The organism is Gordonia amarae NBRC 15530, from assembly GCF_000241345.1.
Taxonomy (GTDB): domain Bacteria; phylum Actinomycetota; class Actinomycetes; order Mycobacteriales; family Mycobacteriaceae; genus Gordonia; species Gordonia amarae.
Genome location: NZ_BAED01000050.1, coordinates 116392 through 137273, shown reverse-complemented (window position 1 = coordinate 137273; position 20882 = coordinate 116392). Strand labels below are relative to the sequence as shown.

Genomic DNA, 20882 nt, shown 5'->3' with positions numbered 1-20882 from the left:
ACTCAACAACACGTAGGCGCTGGAGGCAGCGTCATGGGTCGCGGTGCCGACGTCTCCATGGAGTAGGGAGTCCAGCGGGGGCTGTCAACTCCTTATTGATCACTCGGTCATTGGTGTCCTCCGCCTGGCGCCGGATGGTCACGCCACCGCGCACGACTTGCGCGACCAGCGCAGCGGCCGGGTTCGATCCGCGCTGGCCTGTGCGATTCCTGAGAACCCGTCGTGCGTGTCGACTTGTCTGACGGGTGGGTGAGACGTCGCTGTTACCATCTACCAATGTCGATCCAACCGAACTTCGGAAGTGCCGCAAGGAAGCACTTCAAGGACGCAGAACTCCTACGGGGGCACTCCAGGATTGCGAACTCGGACCACCTTTCTGGTCTCGCTGCAGAGTGCGCCCTTAAACAACTTGTGCAGAGCGTCTTCAACGGATCCATGAATGATAGTGGCCTGATGGTAAATCCCGAAACAAACAAGGGAATGAGGAGCCACGCAGACAAAGCATGGGATGAGGTGATCCTTTTGGCCCAGTCGCGGAATTCTAGCCTCGCTATACCTGTGACGAATCCCTTTTTCGATTGGCATGTAAGTGGCCGATACGGTGGCGAAGACTCTGTTGGTGAGGATGTAGAGAAGCGCCATTTTGAAGGTGCGCGAGAGGCTATTAAGGCCCTTGAAAATGCTCAACTTGATTGGATGTTTTAATGGTGGACTTCGATACCGCGGGCCAGACTGCTATCCAATTGGCTGATGAGTTCGCGAGAGCTCACGGCTGCGACATCACCATCATCCGGGACCTACTCGGCCGGAATGCATTCGCTATCGAAGGCAAGTTAGTACCCGACAAGTTGTGTCAAGACCTGGGTGAAGGCATTTCGAAACAGTGCAATCCATTCGTGGCGCCACATCCAGTTATTCGAATTGAAAGCATGGTAGCACCAGAGCTAGTGCTATCCTCGCCAGACCGTAAATTACTACCGGAGCAGTTGGCACAGTCGGGTCGCGTCTATCTCCTCGAGAGGACTGCGGTCGGAGCCGACTGGGTGAGGCGTCCGACAGTTCCATCGAAGACTAGAATCGCCCTATACGGATTTAAAGGAGGTGTAGGCAGGTCAACTGCAGCTTATATGTTGGCGCGGGAGTTCTCGAGATGTGGTCAAGTAGTGTTGGTTGTCGACCTCGATCTTGAATCGCCTGGTATAAGTTCACTCCTGGTCCCAACAATGGAGTTTGCCGACTATGGTGTCGTCGACCATCTCGTTACTGCGCCGGTTGATCTTAATCCAAACCTCGACATTGTGACCCGAGCTGAGATAAGTTCCAGTGGTAATGGCGAGGTCTGGCTCGCCGCAGCTGGTGGTCGCACACGTGCGGGTTACCACTATATCGAGAAGCTTTCACGTATCTACATCGACATACCGGATTCGGCAGGAAGCAAGTCAATGACTTTCGCTGAACGTCTGGAGAACTCGATTCAGTACTGCGAGCGGCAGGTCTCAGAGAAGAGTCGCCAACCGGATGTTGTGCTTCTGGATAGCCGCGCAGGAATACATGATATAGCTGCTATAGCTATCACTCAGTTGTCTACTTTCGCGCTACTCTTCGCAACTGACAATCGGCAAACCTGGGAGGGGTATCGAGAGCTATTTAGACAATGGCAGGTCCGGCTCGATCCCCAACATTTGAGTCAGGTTCGGGAACGGCTTCAAGTGGTCGCCTCGATGGTTCCGAGTCGTGGTCGGGAGGACTATCTCGCCAGGTTTCGAGACTCTGCGCAGGACTGTTTTGCAGATACACTATATGACTCAGTGGACGCAGCGGACAGCGATGCGTTCAGTTTCTCCGTTTCTGATGAGTCTGCGCCACACTACCCGTTCCCGATCCTGCACAGCATGGATTTAGTGGGTATCGAGTCATCGAGTGAACTGCTTGGATCGGACCTGGTTGATGCCGCTTACTCACAATTCCTGACAAGTGTTTTGCGGATGGCTACCGAAACTACAAACCAATAAAAAGGGGTGGACACTCCAGATGACAATGAGTGCACAAGACTACCGATCGCTCATCCGTGAGGCCGTGTCGCCAGTGGTCGATGCCGACACCTTGGACCCGAACGATCGTACTCTCTTCACCCCTCCGGGGCATCGCCGGGCGTTGGAACCCGACACGACTATAGTGAGTGGTGGGCGAGGAGTGGGTAAGACCGTTTGGTTCAAATCACTCCAGATTCCCTCGCTGCGACAGACCGCGGCGGAAAAGTACAATCTGCCTCGCTTGCTTGATGTGGATCCGATTGCAGGATTTGGTGCCGCGTTGAGCAACAACTACCCAAGTCCTCGGATTCTTCGCCGCTTAGTGGACTCAGGTGTAGATCCTGAGGATATCTGGATGGCAGTGACTCTATTCGCACTAGGGGCTGAGGCATTTGTCAGTTTGGAAAGTTGGGACGATCGAGTCAAACTGGTCGTTGACAGTGCGGAAGCAGTGGACAGTGCTCTGATCGAAGCGGATCGCCAAGCGGAGTCCTTGCGCAAGGTCAAGCTAATTCTATTTGACGCAGTTGACAGGCTCCATCGTGACCGCGTGATCGCTGATCGGCTCGCGCAGGGAATTATGAGTCTGGGCCTCAATTTGAGAGCCGAGACAAAGAATATCCGAGTGAAGATTTTCATTCGCCCGGATATGCTGGATTCTGCAAGCATGCAGTTCACAGATGCATCGAAACTCGTTGCCAACAAGGTGGAGTTGCGGTGGGAGCTGAATAGCCTGTATTCGTTGCTGTTTCATTCCATGTGCGGCGTTGGGAACGAACTGAGTGAGCAGTTCATCCAAAGTACGGGCTGGTCGATGAATAAGGACGGTTCATCGTCTGAAGTTCAGTCCGTGATGGATCTAATTGCCAGCAAGCATATGGGTACGAATCATCGCCGAGGATTGACTTTCAACTGGTTGCCAAATCATCTAGCTGACGGGATGGGGCAGGTCAGTCCCAGAAGCTTCTTGGCTGCGATCACCCGCGCTGCGGAGAAATCGCAGGAAAGGTTCCCCGATCATAGCCATGCGCTGCATTGGGATGCTATCCGAGAAGGTGTCCGGCAGGCTTCGGCGATTCGCGTGAAAGAGGTTGTGGAGGATACTCCTTGGGTTAGCAAGGCAATATATCCATTGAGTGGTCGACAGGTGCCGGTAAGCATAGAGGAAGTCTTTTCGGTCTGGGGAAGTGCGGATCTATTGGAGCAGCTACGTGATTCAGGAGCATCTCCCGACGACACAAACCCAGATGCGCACGATATGCCAATTCCGGCTGGTCCGGAAGGCCGGAACATGAATCAGCTCGTAGATGAGCTAATCGGTCTTGGCGTTATGACGCAACGCAATGATGGACGTCTGGACTTGCCGGATGTATACCGTATCGAGTTTGGCGTAGGAAGGAAGGGAGGAGTTCCCCTCGTGCGACGGGTGCAGTGACTCGAGAGGATTTATGTGTCGCAGGACATTCAGATATCGATGATTGCGTCGTCGGGGTGGTCCTTGCTGCTCAATGAGAATGCGATACGGCCGCCTGGTGCCGATGCCAGCGGGAGGGCATACGAGAACAGGGTTGCGATGTCCTTCGGATCAGTCGGGTTGGGTAGCTTCTTCGGATCGGTGCCGCCCTTCGCGTCGTGGAAGCGCGTCGAGGTGCTGTCGCCGGCGAAGGTCAACAGGAACGCGCCGCGGGTCGGCACCTTGAGGTCCATGATGTGCGCGTACTCGGGTCGCCGGAGTGCTGAGGCGATTGCTCCGTTCGTATCGACGGTGTCGCTGTCGATCCCACTGGAGATGGCTTGCAGCACGGCACGTTGGCGGGTTGATGAGCCGGAGAACTGCCATGGCCGGTCGTCACGTCGGCGTCGCCGCATGATCTTGAGGTCTCGACCACCGACGGTCCGAGTTTGCAGGTCGCTGATCTCCGGCACGATCACTGCCCAGTCCTCGAGAGTGCCCTCGCGGATGGCGGTACGCATGAACTTGACGTAAGGGTCGAACTTGAAGTTCTTGGCCCAGTGGAACTTGCTGACGATTTCGATGAGTTCGTCGGCTCCGATGATCCCGTATTGCGCTCGCCATGGCCGTGGGTTGCCCACCGTGTCGATGTAGAAGAAATCGCCCTCGGTGTTGGCCAGATCGAGCAACGGCTGTACCGCTTCGAATTGATCCTCGTTCACCTTCCCGCTGTGCTCGCCCCGCTGATTGAAGTCGACAACTTTGCCACCTTCGCCCTGCTCGACCAGGCTTGCGTTGTACATCTTGTTGGGGCTCACAGGCTTGAGGCCAGGCAAGCTTTGGAAGACCAGTGGGGGGACGTCCATCGGACGCACACGCGGCCTGCCGTCATCGCCGAACCCTTGGAACTTGCGGAGTTCCTCGCGAAAGTCCTCCTCGTCGCGAACAATTGCTTCGAAGTATTCGTACAGGTCAACAAACGTGTTGCGTGGACCGGGCACATTGCGGCCGATGTACAGCCGTACAAGATCGCGGTATCCCGGTCGGTAGCCGAACCAGCGTCCCATCTGCATGAGGGCGTCCGCGGCGCTGGTCTTCCGCGTGTAGTACGACACTGTCAAACCCTCGACGGTGAATCCGCGGGACAGTTTGGCACCCCCGACGAGAATCTTCCACACGTCACCGGCCTGAAAGTTTATGTCGTCCTGAAGGTAGTCCTTCTCTGCGACACCATTGACGATGACTACGGGATTAACGCCCTTCTGGATTCGGTCCACTGCATGGCCGATATACGGGATCAATGCGGGGAACGAATCATTGCCGGGGGCTTCGGGTGCACGTGCAGCTGTGACCTGACGGAAATCCTCGACCCAGAGATCCTGTAGCCGCTTCAGGCCCATCGGCAAGGAGTAACCCGCAGACTGCCAGACCCGGCGAATGTGACCGGCGAGAATCTCTTGATCGGCCGTCTTGACCGATTCGTGGACGAGCATTGTGTGGTGGCGAATGAGCTTCGGGCTATCGAGTGCCGAGGCGCGATACAACTTGATGGCACCGGATAGGACATAGGCGTCGAGCGCCGACAACATCTCCTTGTCCCGGGCATCCTGGTCATCCGGAGCGGCTAGGAGTGGCCTAACATATGCCATCTCGTTGGAGTTGGCAACAGTGCGTTCGCTGTCAGCCTTGTCGTCCCCAGCAATATCGAGGTCGTGAAAACTCTTGCCGCCCATATAGCCAGGAGGTGGCTCGAGGCTGACAATGAAGTCCTTGGGAAAGATATCTTCGGAGTCATCTAGGTCGACAAAGACATTGGCGAAGGGTGTTGCGGTGTAGCCGACGTACTGTGCTCGCTTCAGCTCGCCAAGGAGTTGAGCGATCAGACGGTTGATCGCGGTACGTTGCTTGGCCTCCAGCGAGTCCTTCTTGGGGCGGGTGGTATTGATGGATGCCTGGTCGGCTTCGTCATCGATGATGAGTGTGGGAATCTCACCGAGGTCGGTCTTGATCGACTGCAAGTCGTGAACCAGTTTGCGTAAGACGGCAGCATTCTTCTTCACGACGGCGAGTCGGACATCAGGCCGAGGCAGGTTCAGCGAGTCATAGAGAGGTCGTGCAGGATCGACCAGGTGGTCGGTCTTTCGGAAGTCGAGCGAACTCAGCCCCGCCTTGAGGCGTTTGTAGTCATCATGGGCACCGGTCAGTCTACGAATTCCCGGAACACCAAGATCCTTGGGATCCACCCCGTACGAGACGAACTTTCCGTCAGACCAGTCGACGTCGCCGTCTCCGATATAGTCGACGTCTGCAGTGAGCGCGTCATCGTCGCGTGGGATTCCACCGAGGATGTTCTCTTCGCCGACGAGTTCCATATCCAGGCGGCGTTGCGTTTGGCCCCGCAGCAGTTCAATGGTGCCGGTGAGCACGATGATGAGCTTGTAGCCGGAATCGATGGCCTTGGCGATCACGCCGGTAAAGTTCGCGGTCTTACCTGATTGAACATGGCCGACTACAAGTCCTTTCGACTGGTAGGGGTGCTCCCCTGCGGGATCGGCCAGGCGTTTTACCACATCGTCGGTAGTGCGGTTCAACTCGATGATGGCTTCGGCACCCCATCCGTTGGACTCGAGAACACGCTGGTATCCGTCCCAATAGAACGAACGGATGGAGTCGGCTTGATACCAGGGGTCCCAGTCGACGGGCTTGTCCGAGATGACGACGGATCCGGAGCGGTCGACACGAAAAGCTACATTGATCTTCTGCTGGGCATCATCGGAGAAGCCCAGAGCAGTGAGGACAATTCTCCGGCGCTCCTGCGATCGAGGAGGTGTGTCGGCCGTCCATTCAGGATTGGCCGACTCGTCCCACTTGGAGAGCTGGATGTAGAAGTCGGTGCGTGCAGGGGAGTTGACGTCCGTCGAGGCGATCGCGTTAACCAGTTCGGCTTCCGAGTAGGCATCGGATATTCCGGCGTCCTCTAGTTCCATCAGGACCCGTTTGAGCAGCAGCTTCGGTCGGTCTTTGCTCATGCTTCCGACGGCGCTGACGATCGCTTTGGTGTATGCGTCGGTCACGTCTGACTCCCTTGAGTGGTCATTGCGCTGATGAACTTGGTGAGCGGTTCGCCCGGATCTCCCGGCTCGCGTGAGGAGACGTTCACACGATACGTGACGGCACTGACAAGGTTGCTGTGCGGAACGACGGAGTGCAGACGGCTGGGGGTGACTGCGGGAAAGTCGTCGTCCACGAGGTATGCCGCAGGTGTGGTGCGGAGCGTGTACGCGGCCGGATACATCGCGTAGTCGTCTTCGTCCCAGCCTACGGATGCCAAGTGCGCCACGAATCGATCCCTGGCCGTTGCGAGCCTGTCACGGATCTCTCCGATCAACCCGGGGAGCGTGACACCGTTCGGATCGCCGCCTGCACGGGTCACTTGGATGGATACCAGCCACAGTGCACGGCCGGGGCTGGGTTCGAGTTGACCGGCGCCGTGGACGACGTGAACCCGAACTTCCCCGAGGGTGGTCTTGACTTCGGCGTCGAACTCGGGGAAAGCGTAGTCGCGTTCCTCGGCGAGCGGCCCCAGCCACCAGTCGATGACCGTGTTCTCATCGAAACTGTCCAGCAGTGTGCGGAACAGCAGCAGTTCACCTACCAGGCCGATCTGCTTCTCCTCCGAGAGCCGTGGCTTGGCGGCCAGCAGGGTCTTCATGTTGGTCATCGCGGCTGCTGTCGCGGCGGCGAAACCGGCACCGCCGTGCAGCGCCTGCGCCATCGCGAGCATCAACCCATAGGCCTCGGTGTACATTCCGCGGGCATCGACAGTGATGCGGGCCCACTTCTGACCGTTCAGTTCGTCCACGCCGGTACTGATCCGTTTCAGCGTCGAGACATCCTGGACTGTACCGCTGTGCGGCGCCAGCAGAGAGATCTTCTGCGCCGCACCGTCGATTCTGATAAGGACCCCGGGGACTCCGCCGACGTTGTGCGTGGTCACGGTGCCGCTGCGGAAGTACTTCTCCAACGACTCGGGATTCAGTTCTGCCGACGATTCGCTCAACTTCGATCCTCACTTTCCTCGCGTGGACTCTTCCTCGATCGCTGCCAGCAGAATTGCCTGCCATGCGGCGTTCTGACGCTTCTTCTTCGCGCCCCCTCCGGTCCCGACGAAGTGGTCCTCGAGCAGGAGAAGGAGCAGGCTCTTGACCAGCGGCGCGTCGTTGAGGGTCAGGCTTCTATGGCCGGCGATGGTTCTGCGGTACTTGGCGTTCAGGGTTAGCTGGTGCGCGTTGGTATCAATGGCGAAGACCTGGTCGACAGGCAAGAGGCTCCACCTGATGTCGATAGGGAAGGCGTCGTTGGGTTCGGTATTGGTGGCGAAGGCCGCTTTCACGGAGGGCGCGAGTCCCTTGCCTGGCAGCGGGGCTTCGATCGGCGATGCCGTCCGTTGTTTGGAAACCTTGGCGGATTGCTTGGCATCATCCAAGAACGTTGCAAGCGTTGTGCCGTCGGAGGCTTTCGCATGAGCGAACGTATCCCTTAGCTCGTCATCAAATGTCGTGCCCAGCTTCTCCGGATTTATCGTCACGTGGTTCTGCACGGCCCGCGTCAGATTGAAGGCTACGCGGGCGTACTTCAGGTCGATGCTCTTGGAGGCAAGACCGTTCCAGCCACCCGCCTGCAGGAGGCGATCGTTGCGGTAGACATAGAGACCCTGTGTATCGACCTCGGATCGGCCGCCCAGCACGAACCCGGGGGTTTTCTCCTCCTTGTACGGCCAGATGTGAAGTTGCACGGTGCCTGCGGCATCGTTGATGGCCAACGGCAGGTTCTTCGGATAACCGGCTTTCCTAATACGGTATGAGAAGGGGCTGACGGCACCCACCACACGCGGCGGACCCGCGAAATCCAGTTCCACATCGTACGTGTCGATCGTCAGGGTCAGGTCGCCGCGCTCCAGAATCCGGTGAAGGACCAGGCCGAGGTGATTGACCATGTCCTGGACGGTCCGACTGGTCCATGCCCGCTGTTCGGCTTCGCTCGATGAGGTCAGGAAGGTCTGAACGTCCTGCCACTCGACGATGGTTCCGGTCTCCAACGCGAAGCCAACGACTGGATTGGCTATTTGCTTCGCCGCGTCCGTGGTCGAGAACTCCTCGACCCTGGGACCTTTGTCGATGGTGTCCTTGCGCAGACGCCTTCCGACGGCCGGCGACCCATGGCGCTTCGACCAGACGGTCATCGTCTTCGCCTGGCTGAGCGACGCGGCCTTGAGACCGATCCCGAAATGGCCGAGGTCATCTTGCTTGTAGTTGCGCTTCTTGCCATAGGTCATCGCGTCGTCGATACCTTCGGAGTCCATTCCGCGGCCATCGTCGATCACCTGCAGGCCGACGGGTCGCGCACCCTTCATCAGGAACCTGACCACCACATGGGCGGCCTCGGCGTCGATGCTGTTGTCGACGAGATCGGCGACAGCCGTCACCGGCGTGTGATGGCGACCGATCGCGGACGTGATCGAAGGGTCGGGTGGGAGGATCTTCGACCCGGTGGGCTCGGGTGCAGGAATGGCGCTCATCAGACGTCTTCGAACCCGCTGTCGGCCAGGCCGAGGGCTTCTGCGTTCTGCTTCACGGCACGGACCGTATTGGCGTCGAATCCGTCGGCTTTCTGGGCATCTACGGTCAGCGTGATATCGAGGACGTCGGGGCGTGCGTTGCGCAGCACTTCCAGAACCTCCTGGGCAATCGTGTGCAACTCGTCGGGTGCGTCCCCGGCGGGATCGACGACATGGCGCAGCGAGTAGATCGCGTTGGGAATCACCTTGCGTGTGCTGGGTGAAGGTGCCGGCTCGGGCTTCGGGTCGGATATTGGGCCAGGTACGGGACTTGGCTGGGGATCCGGTGTCGGCTCGGCCTTGCTCTGCTCCTCGCGCTGCCGCTGCGCGACTGCGAGGTCCGGACGTACAACCAGGGTCGTATCATCGAACGGGCTGAATTCGGTGTCCGCCAATGGGACTGCAAGTCCGAGGAAATCGCCCGTCTCGTCGTCGTAACCTGTTGCCAGTGCGAACCCGGTGTCGATGAAGCCGATGTCGAGCAGTGACTCCTCCAATGCTCTGACGAGTACCGACTTGTCGCGCAGCCTGGGTAGGTACGGGTATCGGCAGTAGTAGCTCCACAGTTCGATGAAGCGGATGAATCCGCGAGTCCACCGCGCCCGTAGAAACTGCTCGATATCCAGACGGACGACGCGGTTCGCGATGTAGGAGTATGCATCGTCGGATGCGGCGAACTTGCCGCCGACGCGTTTGGTGAGGTTCTTCTCGGGCCCGTTGGCACGAACCTGTCCGACGACAAACGGTGCTTGTGGATCATCTTGCACCGCATGCAATCCCCAGATCCAGGTGTGGGCGAGGCGGTCGTCGACGGTTCGGTTCGCAGTTTCAAGCATCGACTGTGCCTGTGCAGCCGCGGACTGGGTAAGGTCGAGGTGCGCGGTTTCGTTGAAGATCGAACTCCACGCTAGGTAGGAGCGGACGGCAGATTCGAGTGTTCCCCATTGTTTCTCGTCCGCGGCTACGGCGACGATAGTGTTGACATTGGAGCGTGGGGCGTTGCCGCGTTGCCGGAGTAGATCATGCACCCATTTGGAGGCGCTGGAGTCCTTGTCCTTGCCGTTGTGGGTGTACTGCGGTGGTACGACCACGAGTCGTAGGTAGTCGGCTTCTTCGACATCGGATGACGATTCGGGGTGCACGACATCGGCGATCACGTCGGTGGAGCCTTTGAACACGCGATTGAGTCGTGTGGTCACCTCACCATGGACGGCGTCTACCGGCAACTGTGCCGCACGCTCTGCGGCGAGCCGATTGAGTGACGGCTGCTTGTCGTACCAGTACCGTCCGTCCTCGGTGTAGTAGTGCGACGACTTCTCCTGCAGGCCGTCCAAGGCAGATCCGATGTTGCCTAGCACGTCGCCGGGCATCGCGATGCCAAGTGTGATGCTCTTGCGGTCCTTGCCTTTGAGAGCGGCATCCAGAGTGGGTGTGGCCTCGATGAATATCGACCGGGCGGTGCGCAGTGCGAGCGAACGATCCTTCAGTACCGGGCGTTCGCCGTCCACGACGCGGGCGACGGCGTTCTCCCCGTCGATCTCGGACTGGATGATCGCATCCCATGCGTTGTCCACGTACTGGGTGATCTCCGAGCGCACCGGCTGCGCGTCGAGGGGAACGGAACCGGGCATGATGAGCGGTGAGGAGTCGCCACGCTCGTACAGTTGATGGATGACGTGGCTCATGAGGCGCAGCACGCCTCTGGTGCGTTGGAACTTCTCCAGAGTGGACCAGTCCGAGTAGAGCCGGTCGAGTAGCTCGGGGTGGATCGGGTAGGCGGCTCGGATGCGTGACTCGTACGCGGAGTCTCCGACCCCGCTGGGGAACTCCTTGGGGTGATGGCGGTAGTAGTCGGTGAATCGTCTTGCCGCAGTGGCGATAGTCGCGATGACCTTGGCGTCCGGTTCGACGAAGAGTCGCCGCCGGACGATCTCGTACGATTCGTCGCGCGTCGCAGGGCTCCACTGGTATGCCACCCGGCGGATGACGTAGTCCAACCGGTGTAGGGCGTCGTGGCCGCGCTGACCGCCGACTTCGAGATCGCTTGCTTTGGCGCCCTCGGATTGGGTGTTGGTTTCGCCGGGTGTCATCTGCCTGCCCTCGCTGGCCGGCACCGACACCAATAGAAGGGTTCCGGGTACGTTCTCAGCGGCGAGCGTCAGTGCTTGTGCGAAGGTGAATTGGGTTTCGAAGAGGCCGGCCGTCACCCGCCGGGCGTGCGGGTCCTTGTCGTCGTAGCTGTCGGGTAGCTGCCGGGCATAGGCAACCCACTCGTCGATCAGGATCACTGCCGGACCGACCTTGGTGAACAACTCTCGCAGGAGGTTTCCGGGGTTCGTTCCCGTTGCGTCGGCATCGGCAACGATCGCGTACCCCTCCGCGCCGCCGAGTTGCCACGCCAGTTCACCCCAAAGGGTGTGCACCACTGTGCCGTCGGGTTTGTGCGATGGGGTGGCCGGCGGGATCTCGTTGCCCACCAGCGCGGCCTTGCGTACCGGCTTGCTCAGTGCGTCCGTGTTCGCACGGGACAGCAGATCCTGCACACTTTGCGGGAACTCGTGGAGGGCTCGTCCCGAAAACAAGTGCCAGACGGCAAGCATCGAGTGGGTTTTGCCGCCACCGAATGTGGTTTGCAGGTTGATGACCGGGTTCGCCGACGTCGACCCGGAGATGCGGTCTACCGCCCGGCGCAGCAACTCCTGGAGGCCGTCGGTGAGATAGGTTCGGCGGAAGAACTCGACCGGGTCCTGGTACTCGGTCGCTGCGTTTTGTTGCACCGCAACTGAATAGAGATCGGCCGCGAACTCGGCGTTGTTGTAGCGGCCGGACGCCACATCGGGGTGCGGTTTCAGCACTTCGCGCCACGGCGGCAGCTCCGCATCGGGGGTACCGGGCAGCGCGATGGCCTCGCGGACAGCTTTACGGGTTTGCTGTTCGAAATTGCCTCGCAGAACGTCCAGCCGTGACGTCCGGACCGCGTCGGCCTCACGTACCGCACCGATGGCACGCATGACGCGTTCGATCGTGTCCAGGGCACGTACGGCGTCATCGGGGGAGAAGGGTTTGAAGTGTGCGACGTCGTCGCGCACATTGCGAAGCTCGCCAACGAAACCCTGCTCGCCTCGTGACAGGTGGGTATTGAAGATGTATCCGAGTGAGGAGATCGGCTCGGTGATGATCCGGAACTGACTCTGCGGATCAGTACGCGAGTACTTCTTGCCATGGATGCCCTTCTCGGCGTCCTTGGCGGCGAGAAGCACGGTCCAGTCCTTGCCCGCAGGCACGTACTGGGCGGTGACCTGTTCGATGTACGGATCGAGGACGTCCGACAGGGACTGGAGCGCCGTGCGCACCACCTCGATATTGCTCTTCGCCATCAGCTCTCATCCTCGAAGTCGAGTATTGTCTGCACACCGTCAGGTTCCTGCGCACGGGCAGCCGCCTCGGTCAGGTCCGTCCACGATCCACCCACCAAGTTGAACAGGCGGGCGTCATCGGTGCGGGACGTTTTGGTCTTCTCGTATAGCCCGAATGCCAACCGTTGGACAGCTTCGATGTCGATCTCGGACCGCTTTGCCGCTGCAGCCATCAGCGCAGCTGCGGGCTGGAGGCCACCGTCGGCAGACGTCAGCACCCGCCCCAGGTGGCACATCACCTCCCAGACGGAAATCCGGTCGTCGGTGGTCGGGTCCCAGGCTGCGGGTAGATCCGCGGGAGCGATGAGCTGAACGGAACCCTCACCCAGGGTGGCGACTCCGGAATCGGCGACACCACGGGCAGAGGTGTCGTACGAGCGAGCCAACACGTCGGCATCACCGAACGGACCCTTCTTCCAGCCGTACTGCTCGTACCACGTGACGCAGAAACGAGTGTCCGCGTCGAGGTCGCCCAACTGCTCGTCCTGCACCTCGCCGACGGCCTGATTGATGAGCGCGATCGCCGCTTTGACGCTCATGTCGGTGCCATCGTTCTCGACGACGCGTGCGTAGTTTGAGAACACCGCCATTCCGGGACCGATGATCGCTTGTGTCAGATCCACAGGTGCGATGGACCCCTGGCGCACATGTTCGAGTGCCGCCGGTAGCTCGCGGCGCAGAGCAGCGAGGAATGCGCGCCTTGTCGTCGGGTTCGCAGTCTGGTGTCGGGGACGAAGCACCAGCACGATCGATGAGGCTAACGCATTGGTGCCGCTTGCGATCATGCGATTAGACATCTCGGTCCGCATCGGCCACGTTGCGGTTATGGACCAACCCTCCCGGATCATGCCCTCGAGGATGGTTGCCCAACCAGTACTGGTGACTCCTTCCTGCTCCAGCTCTGTTTGCTTGAACGCGTAAAAGACCGTGACCGGAAGATCATCGGAGGCTGCCTTACGTGCTTGGGCAAAGACTCGACCAAAACCCTCCTCGAAGAATTTTTCGGCACCGTCTTGTCCACCATGTCGATACGGATTTGCTACGAGTTCCTCCGCCTTTGGAACGAGTATTGAAGCAAAGAGTTCAGGATGAACGCTACGTAGCGAGCGACGGAGCCAGACGTAGAAGAAGTCTGCAAGATCGGAATAGCCGATATTATCGTAGTACGGTGGATCTGTTGACACTAATACGCGTGAGTACGAGCGCGTAGCCGCGTCCGACTGCCGTGCGTAGCCCAGGCCTTGTGCGGGCACTTTCTCGATCGAACGGCAGACCCAATTAAGATCCTCAAGGTAGTCTCCGGAGGAGCCTCCAAATGGGTTCGATTCAGCATAGTCCCATGCCATCGGAATTGCTTGTCGAGCAAATAGGCCGCGTACGGCCTCCATTTTTGGGCTACTATCCCAGGTGTTGAGCGCATTGGATTTGTTGGTAGTGCGGCTGATCGCAAAAGCAAGGTACGTGACGACTGCATCGGCGTAGGACTCGGCGCCGTCGCCTCCATTGTCAAATCTGGAGCCCAGCGGGAGTCCAGTGGCAACAGCGTCTTTCATAACCTTTTCCCGCACCTCGTCCACGAGGTCGCTGAACGTCGTCAGTGCCACCAACTGCCGATCGGTAAAGTAGTCACAGAATGTGACGAAGCCCCACCTGCGACCCTGTGCATTGCCACCAAAAGTGCCTCGTGACTTGGCGGCGAGTGTCCGCTCTGTACGCCGAATCGAAGCCGCTTGCTCCCTGACCGTGATTTCAGCCGAGATGTGCTTTGGATTTGGCGATAAGTAGACGCGTCTGCGGTTACCTGCTGCGACGATTGCCATCATTGCTGCCGGAGGCTGCAGGTCGTGTGGTACGTCGACCTCCGAATGTGCCTGCGCTGCTGAGATTGTAGCGCCACAGGCAAGACAATGACCACCCTGACGGCCTGACATTGTGCCGTCCCTCTGCTTCGAGGGAGCTTTTGCCTTGTCGCTGCTGATTGTGAATTCGACTCTTCGCCCGCTGCGCGTTTCGGGATCCTCGACCACTTTCGGGACGATGTAGGCTTCTTTTCCCGCCTTCTTCCCCAGCCACCACGATCGCACGAGCGGCGCCTCGATACCGCAGGCAGGGTTGGGGCAGGTGACCGTGCGTGCCCAGATCCAGGCGATCGTCGTTGCGCTCGATTCCTTGCCGGTCTTGTCGTCGATGATCGTCGCATCGGGGTAGAGGTGCCCGATGCGTTCCTTGGCCTGGTCGCGCATCCAGGCGCCGTAGCGGCGTACGTCTTCGGCGAGGCCGGTGGCGCGGGGCCAGTCACCGAGCCTCGCGTCGGCTGCTCCCGGGAAGACCGGTGGCCGACTGGCGAACGTCGGTGGAATCTCGATGAGCGCTTTGTTGATGAGTACGGCCACGGGGTTGAGATCCGATGCGTGCGCCTCCAAACCGAGGCGCTGCGCTTCGAGTGGGATCGAACCACCGCCGGCGAACGGATCGAGGATCGCGGGAGGATTGCCGTCGGTGGATTTGAGGATCTCCTCGTGCGCCTCCCGCAAGAGTGCCTCATCATTGATGTTTTCCCACTTCACGAGCCGTCGGATGATCCCATGTAGCCGCTCACGCTCGGCCTTCTGCTCCTGGTCATTGAGCTCGGGGTTCGAGGACGGATCATCGACGAGCTGCGCGAAAAGCACGGCACGAGCTGCGGCGAGCGGACGCCGCGCCCACCACAGATGCAGAGTCGAGGGATGCCCGTGCCGAATCGACTTCTCCCGCGCAGATTCGGCGTTGATGTCCTCCAGCGGGATCGACACCTCGATCAGCTTCTTGCGGATCGGGGCATCAGGCGTGGTCGTCATATGTAACTGGCTCCAGGTGGCTCGGTTGCTCCGATGTTAGCGGGCGGGTCCGACAGCCAGTCAGTCATCGGCGGTCAGGGTTGAGTTGCCCGGTCACTCTGCTGGCCGAATCGGAATGAACGCGCACCTACTGTCGAGACGGCCCCATGGGCTGCTGCACCCCCGGGACTACGTCTCTCGCCGGACACTGCGAACTGCTCCTGGCCTCCGGAGCGTCGGTCACCCAGCCAGCACAAACTCGCTTTGCTCACCCAGTGATGAGCGCTATGATGAGCGATATCAATCACTTGTAGGTAATTGTGGAACACAACATCAGCGTCAACGAAGCCGCGCTTCGCACCGGCAAGTCGGTCGCAACGGTTCGTCGTCTCCTCGCCGCGGGCAAACTGTCGGGCGAGAAGATCGGCGGACACTGGGTGGTCCACGCCGACAGACTTCCGAGCAGTCCGGCCGGGCCCAGTGTCAGCGCATCCGGGCCCAAGCTGGACTCCCGGGCCGCAATCAGATTTCTGATGAAGACGGATCGTAAGGAGTTGTGGATTCCCGATGTCCTGAACTGGGAGGACGTGAGGGCGGACCCGAGCTCGGCTATATCGGTGGCCACAGGGAAGTGTTCGACAGGGCAGGCTGACCCATTTGAGACGGTGGAGGTGCCGAAGGGGCCGCTGCTGAGTCGCGCAGGTGTTCTGTTGAGTTTCGAGGATCGTCTGGCGTATCAGATGCTCTGCGCCGTTGTTGCTCCGCAGATTGACGCCGTGCTCGCGGAGCGAGTGTTCAGCTCTCGACTCAACAAGCGGCCAGGGTCGTTCTTCGTCTCGCCGTTCAATCAGTACAAACTGTTCATCGAGACGGTGGAGACGGTGGCCGGATCCACCAAGTGGGTCGTGTCGACCGACCTCGTCAGCTACTTCGAGACCATCAGTCACGAACTTCTCTTCGAGGACCTGCGGGACCTACGTGTTCGTGACGAAATCATGAGACCGCTCCGGCTCCTCCTCGGCTCGTGGCGACGCGCATCTCGAACGGGCCTGCCCGTCGGCCCGGACGCTTCACGACTACTCGGAAACTTCTTCCTGAACAAGATCGACCAACAGATGCTGGAAGAGGGGTTCGACTACTACCGGTACATGGACGACGTTCGGATTGTCGTTTCGTCCGAGCGAGAAGGTAGGGCTGCGCTGAGACGATTCGAAGTTCTTTGCCGCGCGCGTGGTCTTATCGTTACCGGCACCGCGAAGTCGAAGATAGAGAAGTCGGACCCTGATTCCAGGGTCAAGGACGATGCTCAGTTCGAGTGGATCGAGTATGCGATGAGAAACAGCCTCGATGAGTCGCGGAAAGTCCTTCGTGAGATGTTCAGCGACGCACTGTCGGAGAAAGTGGTGAAAAGGCGTCATGCGCGGTTTGCCCTGATTCGATTGGGGAAGTTGGTTGACCGCAGGGTTCTTGCGAAGGTGTTGCGGCGCCTTGAGGAGCTTAGTGAGGTGTCGAAGGACTCGGTCTACTATCTGAGGTCGTTCATCTCCGAACGGCATGTGCAGACAGCAATCACTAAGTACCTGGAAAGGCCTGAGGAGCCGGGTCTGGAAAAGTATCAGGAGGCATGGCTGATCGCTGTCATGTTGGAGGTATTGAATGCACCTCCAGCGGAATGGATAAGCTATGCAAGAAGGATCGCATGGGATGCGAACCAGCCTACCTATCTGCGGAATCTTGCGTTCAACCTGGTGGCCTTGGGTCATGATCCGAGAGATATTGAGAGGATCGTCGAGATAGCCGAATCGAACTACGAATCGAGCTTGGTTCGAGGGGCGATTGTAGCCCTCGCTCGTGTTCAGAAATTCTCACGTAGGACGCAGGGCTCTGTGCTTGCGCGGCACCCCGCGCTCAAGGGAACTGTGGAATACCTGAAACAGCGTAGATCTCTTCCTTCGCTAGTGCAGGAGGGGTTGTGGAACACCATCAAGTCTGCGCCATAAAATTCGTGATCCGATAGGCCACAATAGTTACGCGGGGAAGTGCGATCGAGAGCGATTGAGAGCAGTCCCCGCGCGGCACGCTGTGTCGATCGGACCTCCGGATTCGGTAGCCAATATTCACTCGCAGGTGAGGGGTCCTCGGCCTTTGGCGGTAGTTCGCTTCGGATGGGGTGCAGACATACTAGGACGGGCGCGGCGACCGGTGCGCGAGTACCTCACTGCGGGTCTCGATCTTGAGGGTACCAACAAAGGTAAACCTCACCGGAATTTACCTGCCGGCTCGATTTTTCCAAGTTGCAGCGCTGACATAGTAGCTGAGGGTTCGTCGCGTCGTTCAGGCCTCCGGCGTCGAGGGGGACCATATGGTCGAAGTTCGCCGGAGTCATCGAATCGTGGAGCCCGCTGAGGTCCTTCTTGCAGTATGTGCATCGGCCGGCATCGCGGTGAAAGATTGCCCTCTGTGCCCAAACGGGAGGGCTCTTGCGCTTGAGTCTTCCCGGGGAACCCTTCCGGAAGAGTTTGTCGACTCGCGGTTCCGCGGTCCGCTCGTCGGGCTCCATGCCCGACACGATCATCGCGGCGATCCAGTTCAACGCGTATAGTAGTGTTCTGTTCCGGAAAACGGTATGGAACACCTCGTCGGCCAACACATCTAGAAGTTGCTCGTACGGCTCGCTCCACCTGAGTTCTTCGGTGAAGTGGCGGTAACACGCGTCGGCTGCGGAATCGGAAACCCGCAGAACCTCGACGCCGTCCTTCTCCAGTACGGTTTCTTCGTCCGAACGAGGAACTTTGAATATTGGTCCATCAATCCCATAGTGCATTAGCGCATGCGTCGCGGTCAGGTAGTGCTCATACCGGATCATTCCCGCTGGCTGCTGGCGGAGAATAACCTTCGGTATGTACGGACCGTCGGTCTCGTTGTAGAACATGTCGTCGGCGGCAATGCGTGCAAACTTGTGGACCAACGTGACCTTCGGCCAGTTTTCGATGAACTCGAACTCACGCTCCTCGTCGGTGATGCGTCCGGCCATCTCGAAGTCGTGCGCTGCCATTTGTTCAAGTCGGTCGGCGATGTCGATCGTTCGGTACCAGCGATGGACGAACCACTCGGGGCTGGCTTCCGGCGCGTGGGGCATTGTCCCATCGTACGAGTCGCTTCGCCCTGACGTACCGAGACGATGCCGTCGATTTGTCCGACCCGTCCACTACGCTGGCGGCAGTCGGTGCTACCACGCACCTCAGACTGCTGTGAAGGAGACTCTGTGGAACTGGGCTATCGAGCGATACTCCGCCTGGACGATGGCGAGAGCGCCATCGAGGTTGCGGAATCGCAGTTGAGCGCCTGGTTGCGCAGCAAGGGGAGGAGCGGGATCGACACCTTCGACTGGGACGGCGCGGGGATTTATCGCGTTGGGCCGAGCGCCACCCTCACGGTCGTACACGCCGACGATTACCGCGACGAATCCCGTCGGCGGTTGTACCGCCTCCAGGAGCGGAACTCCGGGAGCACGTGGGAAGTGTCGCTGCGCGCTTTCGACACGCCTCGTTCTCGTTCCCATGCACAGAGCCTGACGATCGACGTGTCGACCGACCTCGCTGACGAACCTCGCGTCGCAGTAGCCAAGGTGGCGCCGCCGAAGCTTGCTCGCATGATTCTCGAATCGCATTCGGCGCGCGACGGTGCAGCGAGCCTGTCAGGGCGGCCGCTGATGGTTCGCGGGGACGAAGCACAGGAAGTCCTAGCGGCGATCAAGGATACGGATCGGACTGCGGCTGTCGTGGTTGCACCTGCTCCGTGGGGGCGTGAGCATGAGGCCGAGTGGCAGCAGGTCGTAACGTCACTCACGCGTGAAAGTGTGGGGGTTGCTGCGACTTACATCCTGGATGAGGACGCCACGGGTATCGTCGCAGCCGGTTTACCCGCCTCTCATACCGTTGCGAACGGCGTCGTCCGAACATTCGGTCCACACGTCGACACCGATGCGCCGGATGACAGGTTGCGGCATCTGATGCTGTTCCCGGATACGCTCGCGCGGTCGCTTTCGCCGAGCAGGAAAGTGGCAGCTCCTCTCGCCAAGCGGCACGCTGAATCGACGCGGCTACGGATGGTGACACGTGAGCTGCCTCCGGACCTGCGCCGAGGTATCGACGTGCTTCGCCGCGCCGAGGCCGATCAGCAGCGGTCACAAACGGTTGCGAGCAGGGTCTCGGCGTACGAGTCGGAGCTGCGGGCATCGCCGGCGCCCAACTCGGGGCAGTCGGGGCTGATGTCCTACATCGGCACCTTGGTCAAACGATGGCTGAAGGCCGACCGCGTGGATGAGAAATCGATCCTCGACCTCGGCGCGAAGCTTGAGGCGCAGGCGGTCGAGATCAAATTGCTCAACGAGCAGTTCGATTCCCTTGCAGACGAGAACGGTCGTGTTCGTGACGAACTGGACAGTACCCGGGACCAGTTCGACGAACTCCATCTCGCCGTCACCATCGCAGAGGATGCCGTTCGTGACAACGAGCGGGAGATGTCGGTTCTTCGCAACAAGCTGGTGTCGGCCGGCGCTTCCGAGGACGCATACGTCGAGCCGCTTGCCGACATCTGGGATGCGCCTGACGACATGTACGAGTTGCTGGCGCGGATAACGCCCGGGACCAAGACCCATCCCGTGTTCGATCAGGTCGTGTTCACCGGTGACCAGGATGCGGCCTTCGAGATCGAGAAGCGTGGTCAGGGGATGCGGTACGCGCATGCGTTCTGGGACTACATTCACGTTCTGTACGACTATGCCGGTGGGAAAGAACGTGGCGATGTGACGTGCGGTGTGCACCAGTACCTCAAGTCCGACCAACTGGACGGGCATAAGTGCTCGCCGGAGCGGCATGCACCGACCGAGAGCGACACGACCCTGAAACGCTGGGGGAAGGAGCGGACCTTCCCCGTGCCGAAAGTCGTGAACCACGACGAGGAGATCCGCATGGCGGCGCACTTCAAACCGACCTGGACTGATACCTTCGCACCGAGAATGCACTACTTCGATGACACCGATGGGACCGGGAAGATCTATGTCGGATACATCGGCCGCCACCTCACGAACACGAAATCATAACGAGGCGGAGTCGGAAGGTGCTGGTCGCACGGCGCTTTCGACTCCATTTGCAGCGTCCTCGATGTCCTCGTGCTCCCAGACCCGGAGTACCGTCCAACCAAGTGACTGCAAGTGGGAGTCGGTGTCGCGGTCCCTCTCGATATTTCGGTCGAGTTTGACAGACCACCAGTCACCGTTGTTCGTCGGAGAGGGCCTGTGCTCGGGGCATCCGTGCCAGAAGCACCCGTCGACGAACACCGCGACCTTGGCGCGGCTGAACAGGATGTCTGCGCGGCGACGCGGCATACCGGGGAGTGGAGCGTCGACTCGGTACCGCAGACCGCGCCGGTGGAGCTCACGTCGGAGAAGCAGCTCGGGTTGCGTATCGCGCGTTCGTTGCCGTGACATGCGCCGCGATGTGGCTGCATCTGCCGACGTCAGGGGAAGTGAGGAGCGGCGCATTG

At 59.7% G+C, this 20882-nt stretch carries 11 protein-coding genes; 4 read left to right on the top strand and 7 right to left on the bottom strand.

Features of this window, described 5'->3' with window-relative positions:
- Positions 1-704 precede the first annotated feature (704 nt).
- Together GOAMR_RS25895 and GOAMR_RS14485 are read left to right on the top strand one after the other, a co-directional pair.
- Positions 705-2012: a KGGVGR-motif variant AAA ATPase gene (locus tag GOAMR_RS25895; protein ID WP_005189176.1), complete on the top strand. Its 1308-nt coding sequence runs from the start codon at positions 705-707 to the stop codon at positions 2010-2012.
- 181 nt (positions 2013-2193) lie between these two features.
- Positions 2194-3468, top strand: a complete 1275-nt coding sequence (locus GOAMR_RS14485; RefSeq protein WP_138943746.1) for a hypothetical protein — start codon at positions 2194-2196, stop codon at positions 3466-3468.
- A gap of 29 nt (positions 3469-3497) precedes the next feature.
- Here GOAMR_RS14485 and GOAMR_RS14480 read toward each other — a convergent pair whose 3' ends face one another.
- From GOAMR_RS14480 to GOAMR_RS14460, 5 genes are read right to left on the bottom strand one after another with little or no spacing between them, the layout of a single operon-like run.
- Positions 3498-6560, bottom strand: coding sequence for a Z1 domain-containing protein (locus tag GOAMR_RS14480; protein WP_005189172.1), 3063 nt, complete (start codon positions 6558-6560; stop codon positions 3498-3500).
- On the bottom strand, positions 6557-7510 hold the full coding sequence (locus GOAMR_RS14475; protein ID WP_170319163.1) for a PD-(D/E)XK motif protein: 954 nt from the start codon (positions 7508-7510) through the stop codon (positions 6557-6559). The genes GOAMR_RS14480 and GOAMR_RS14475 overlap by 4 nt, the downstream gene beginning before the upstream one ends.
- Before the next feature lie 45 nt (positions 7511-7555).
- A complete protein-coding gene (locus GOAMR_RS14470) occupies positions 7556-9064 on the bottom strand; it encodes an ATP-binding protein (RefSeq protein ID WP_005189169.1) in 1509 nt (502 codons plus the stop codon).
- The gene (locus GOAMR_RS14465) at positions 9064-12480 is read right to left on the bottom strand and encodes a DUF499 family protein (protein ID WP_005189162.1); all 3417 of its coding nucleotides are present in this window, start codon (positions 12478-12480) and stop codon (positions 9064-9066) included. Before GOAMR_RS14465 ends, GOAMR_RS14470 begins: the two co-directional genes overlap by 1 nt.
- Positions 12480-15356 (bottom strand): DUF1156 domain-containing protein, encoded by a 2877-nt coding sequence (locus GOAMR_RS14460; RefSeq protein WP_005189159.1) that lies wholly within the window; start codon positions 15354-15356, stop codon positions 12480-12482. Before GOAMR_RS14460 ends, GOAMR_RS14465 begins: the two co-directional genes overlap by 1 nt.
- 299 nt (positions 15357-15655) lie before the next feature.
- Here GOAMR_RS14460 and GOAMR_RS14455 point away from each other — a divergent pair, with 299 nt between their 5' ends.
- Positions 15656-17335: a reverse transcriptase domain-containing protein gene (locus GOAMR_RS14455; RefSeq protein ID WP_005189156.1), complete on the top strand. Its 1680-nt coding sequence runs from the start codon at positions 15656-15658 to the stop codon at positions 17333-17335.
- Positions 17336-17550: 215 nt separating this feature from the next.
- On the opposite strand, the gene GOAMR_RS23690 is transcribed toward GOAMR_RS14455, so the two are convergent.
- The gene (locus tag GOAMR_RS23690; RefSeq protein WP_005189153.1) at positions 17551-18474 is read right to left on the bottom strand and encodes an HNH endonuclease; all 924 of its coding nucleotides are present in this window, start codon (positions 18472-18474) and stop codon (positions 17551-17553) included.
- Positions 18475-18600: 126 nt separating this feature from the next.
- On the opposite strand from GOAMR_RS23690, the gene GOAMR_RS14445 reads away from it, so the two are divergent.
- Positions 18601-20439 (top strand): hypothetical protein, encoded by a 1839-nt coding sequence (locus tag GOAMR_RS14445; RefSeq protein WP_005189151.1) that lies wholly within the window; start codon positions 18601-18603, stop codon positions 20437-20439.
- On the opposite strand, the gene GOAMR_RS24235 is transcribed toward GOAMR_RS14445, so the two are convergent.
- Complete coding sequence (locus GOAMR_RS24235) at positions 20434-20826, bottom strand: very short patch repair endonuclease (RefSeq protein ID WP_244427418.1); 393 nt, start codon at positions 20824-20826, stop codon at positions 20434-20436. The genes GOAMR_RS14445 and GOAMR_RS24235 overlap by 6 nt on opposite strands.
- Between the last annotated feature and the right edge of the window lie 56 nt (positions 20827-20882).

Bases quoted from the DNA above. Each gene is read 5' to 3' on its own strand.
- GOAMR_RS25895 (WP_005189176.1), top strand. From the start codon at position 705: ATGGTGGACTTCGATACCGCGGGCCAGACTGCTATCCAATTGGCTGAT.
- GOAMR_RS14470 (WP_005189169.1), bottom strand. From the start codon at position 9,064: ATGAGCGCCATTCCTGCACCCGAGCCCACCGGGTCGAAGATCCTCCCA.
- GOAMR_RS14465 (WP_005189162.1), bottom strand. From the start codon at position 12,480: ATGGCGAAGAGCAATATCGAGGTGGTGCGCACGGCGCTCCAGTCCCTG.
- GOAMR_RS14460 (WP_005189159.1), bottom strand. From the start codon at position 15,356: ATGACGACCACGCCTGATGCCCCGATCCGCAAGAAGCTGATCGAGGTG.
- GOAMR_RS23690 (WP_005189153.1), bottom strand. From the start codon at position 18,474: ATGCCCCACGCGCCGGAAGCCAGCCCCGAGTGGTTCGTCCATCGCTGG.
- GOAMR_RS24235 (WP_244427418.1), bottom strand. From the start codon at position 20,826: ATGTCACGGCAACGAACGCGCGATACGCAACCCGAGCTGCTTCTCCGA.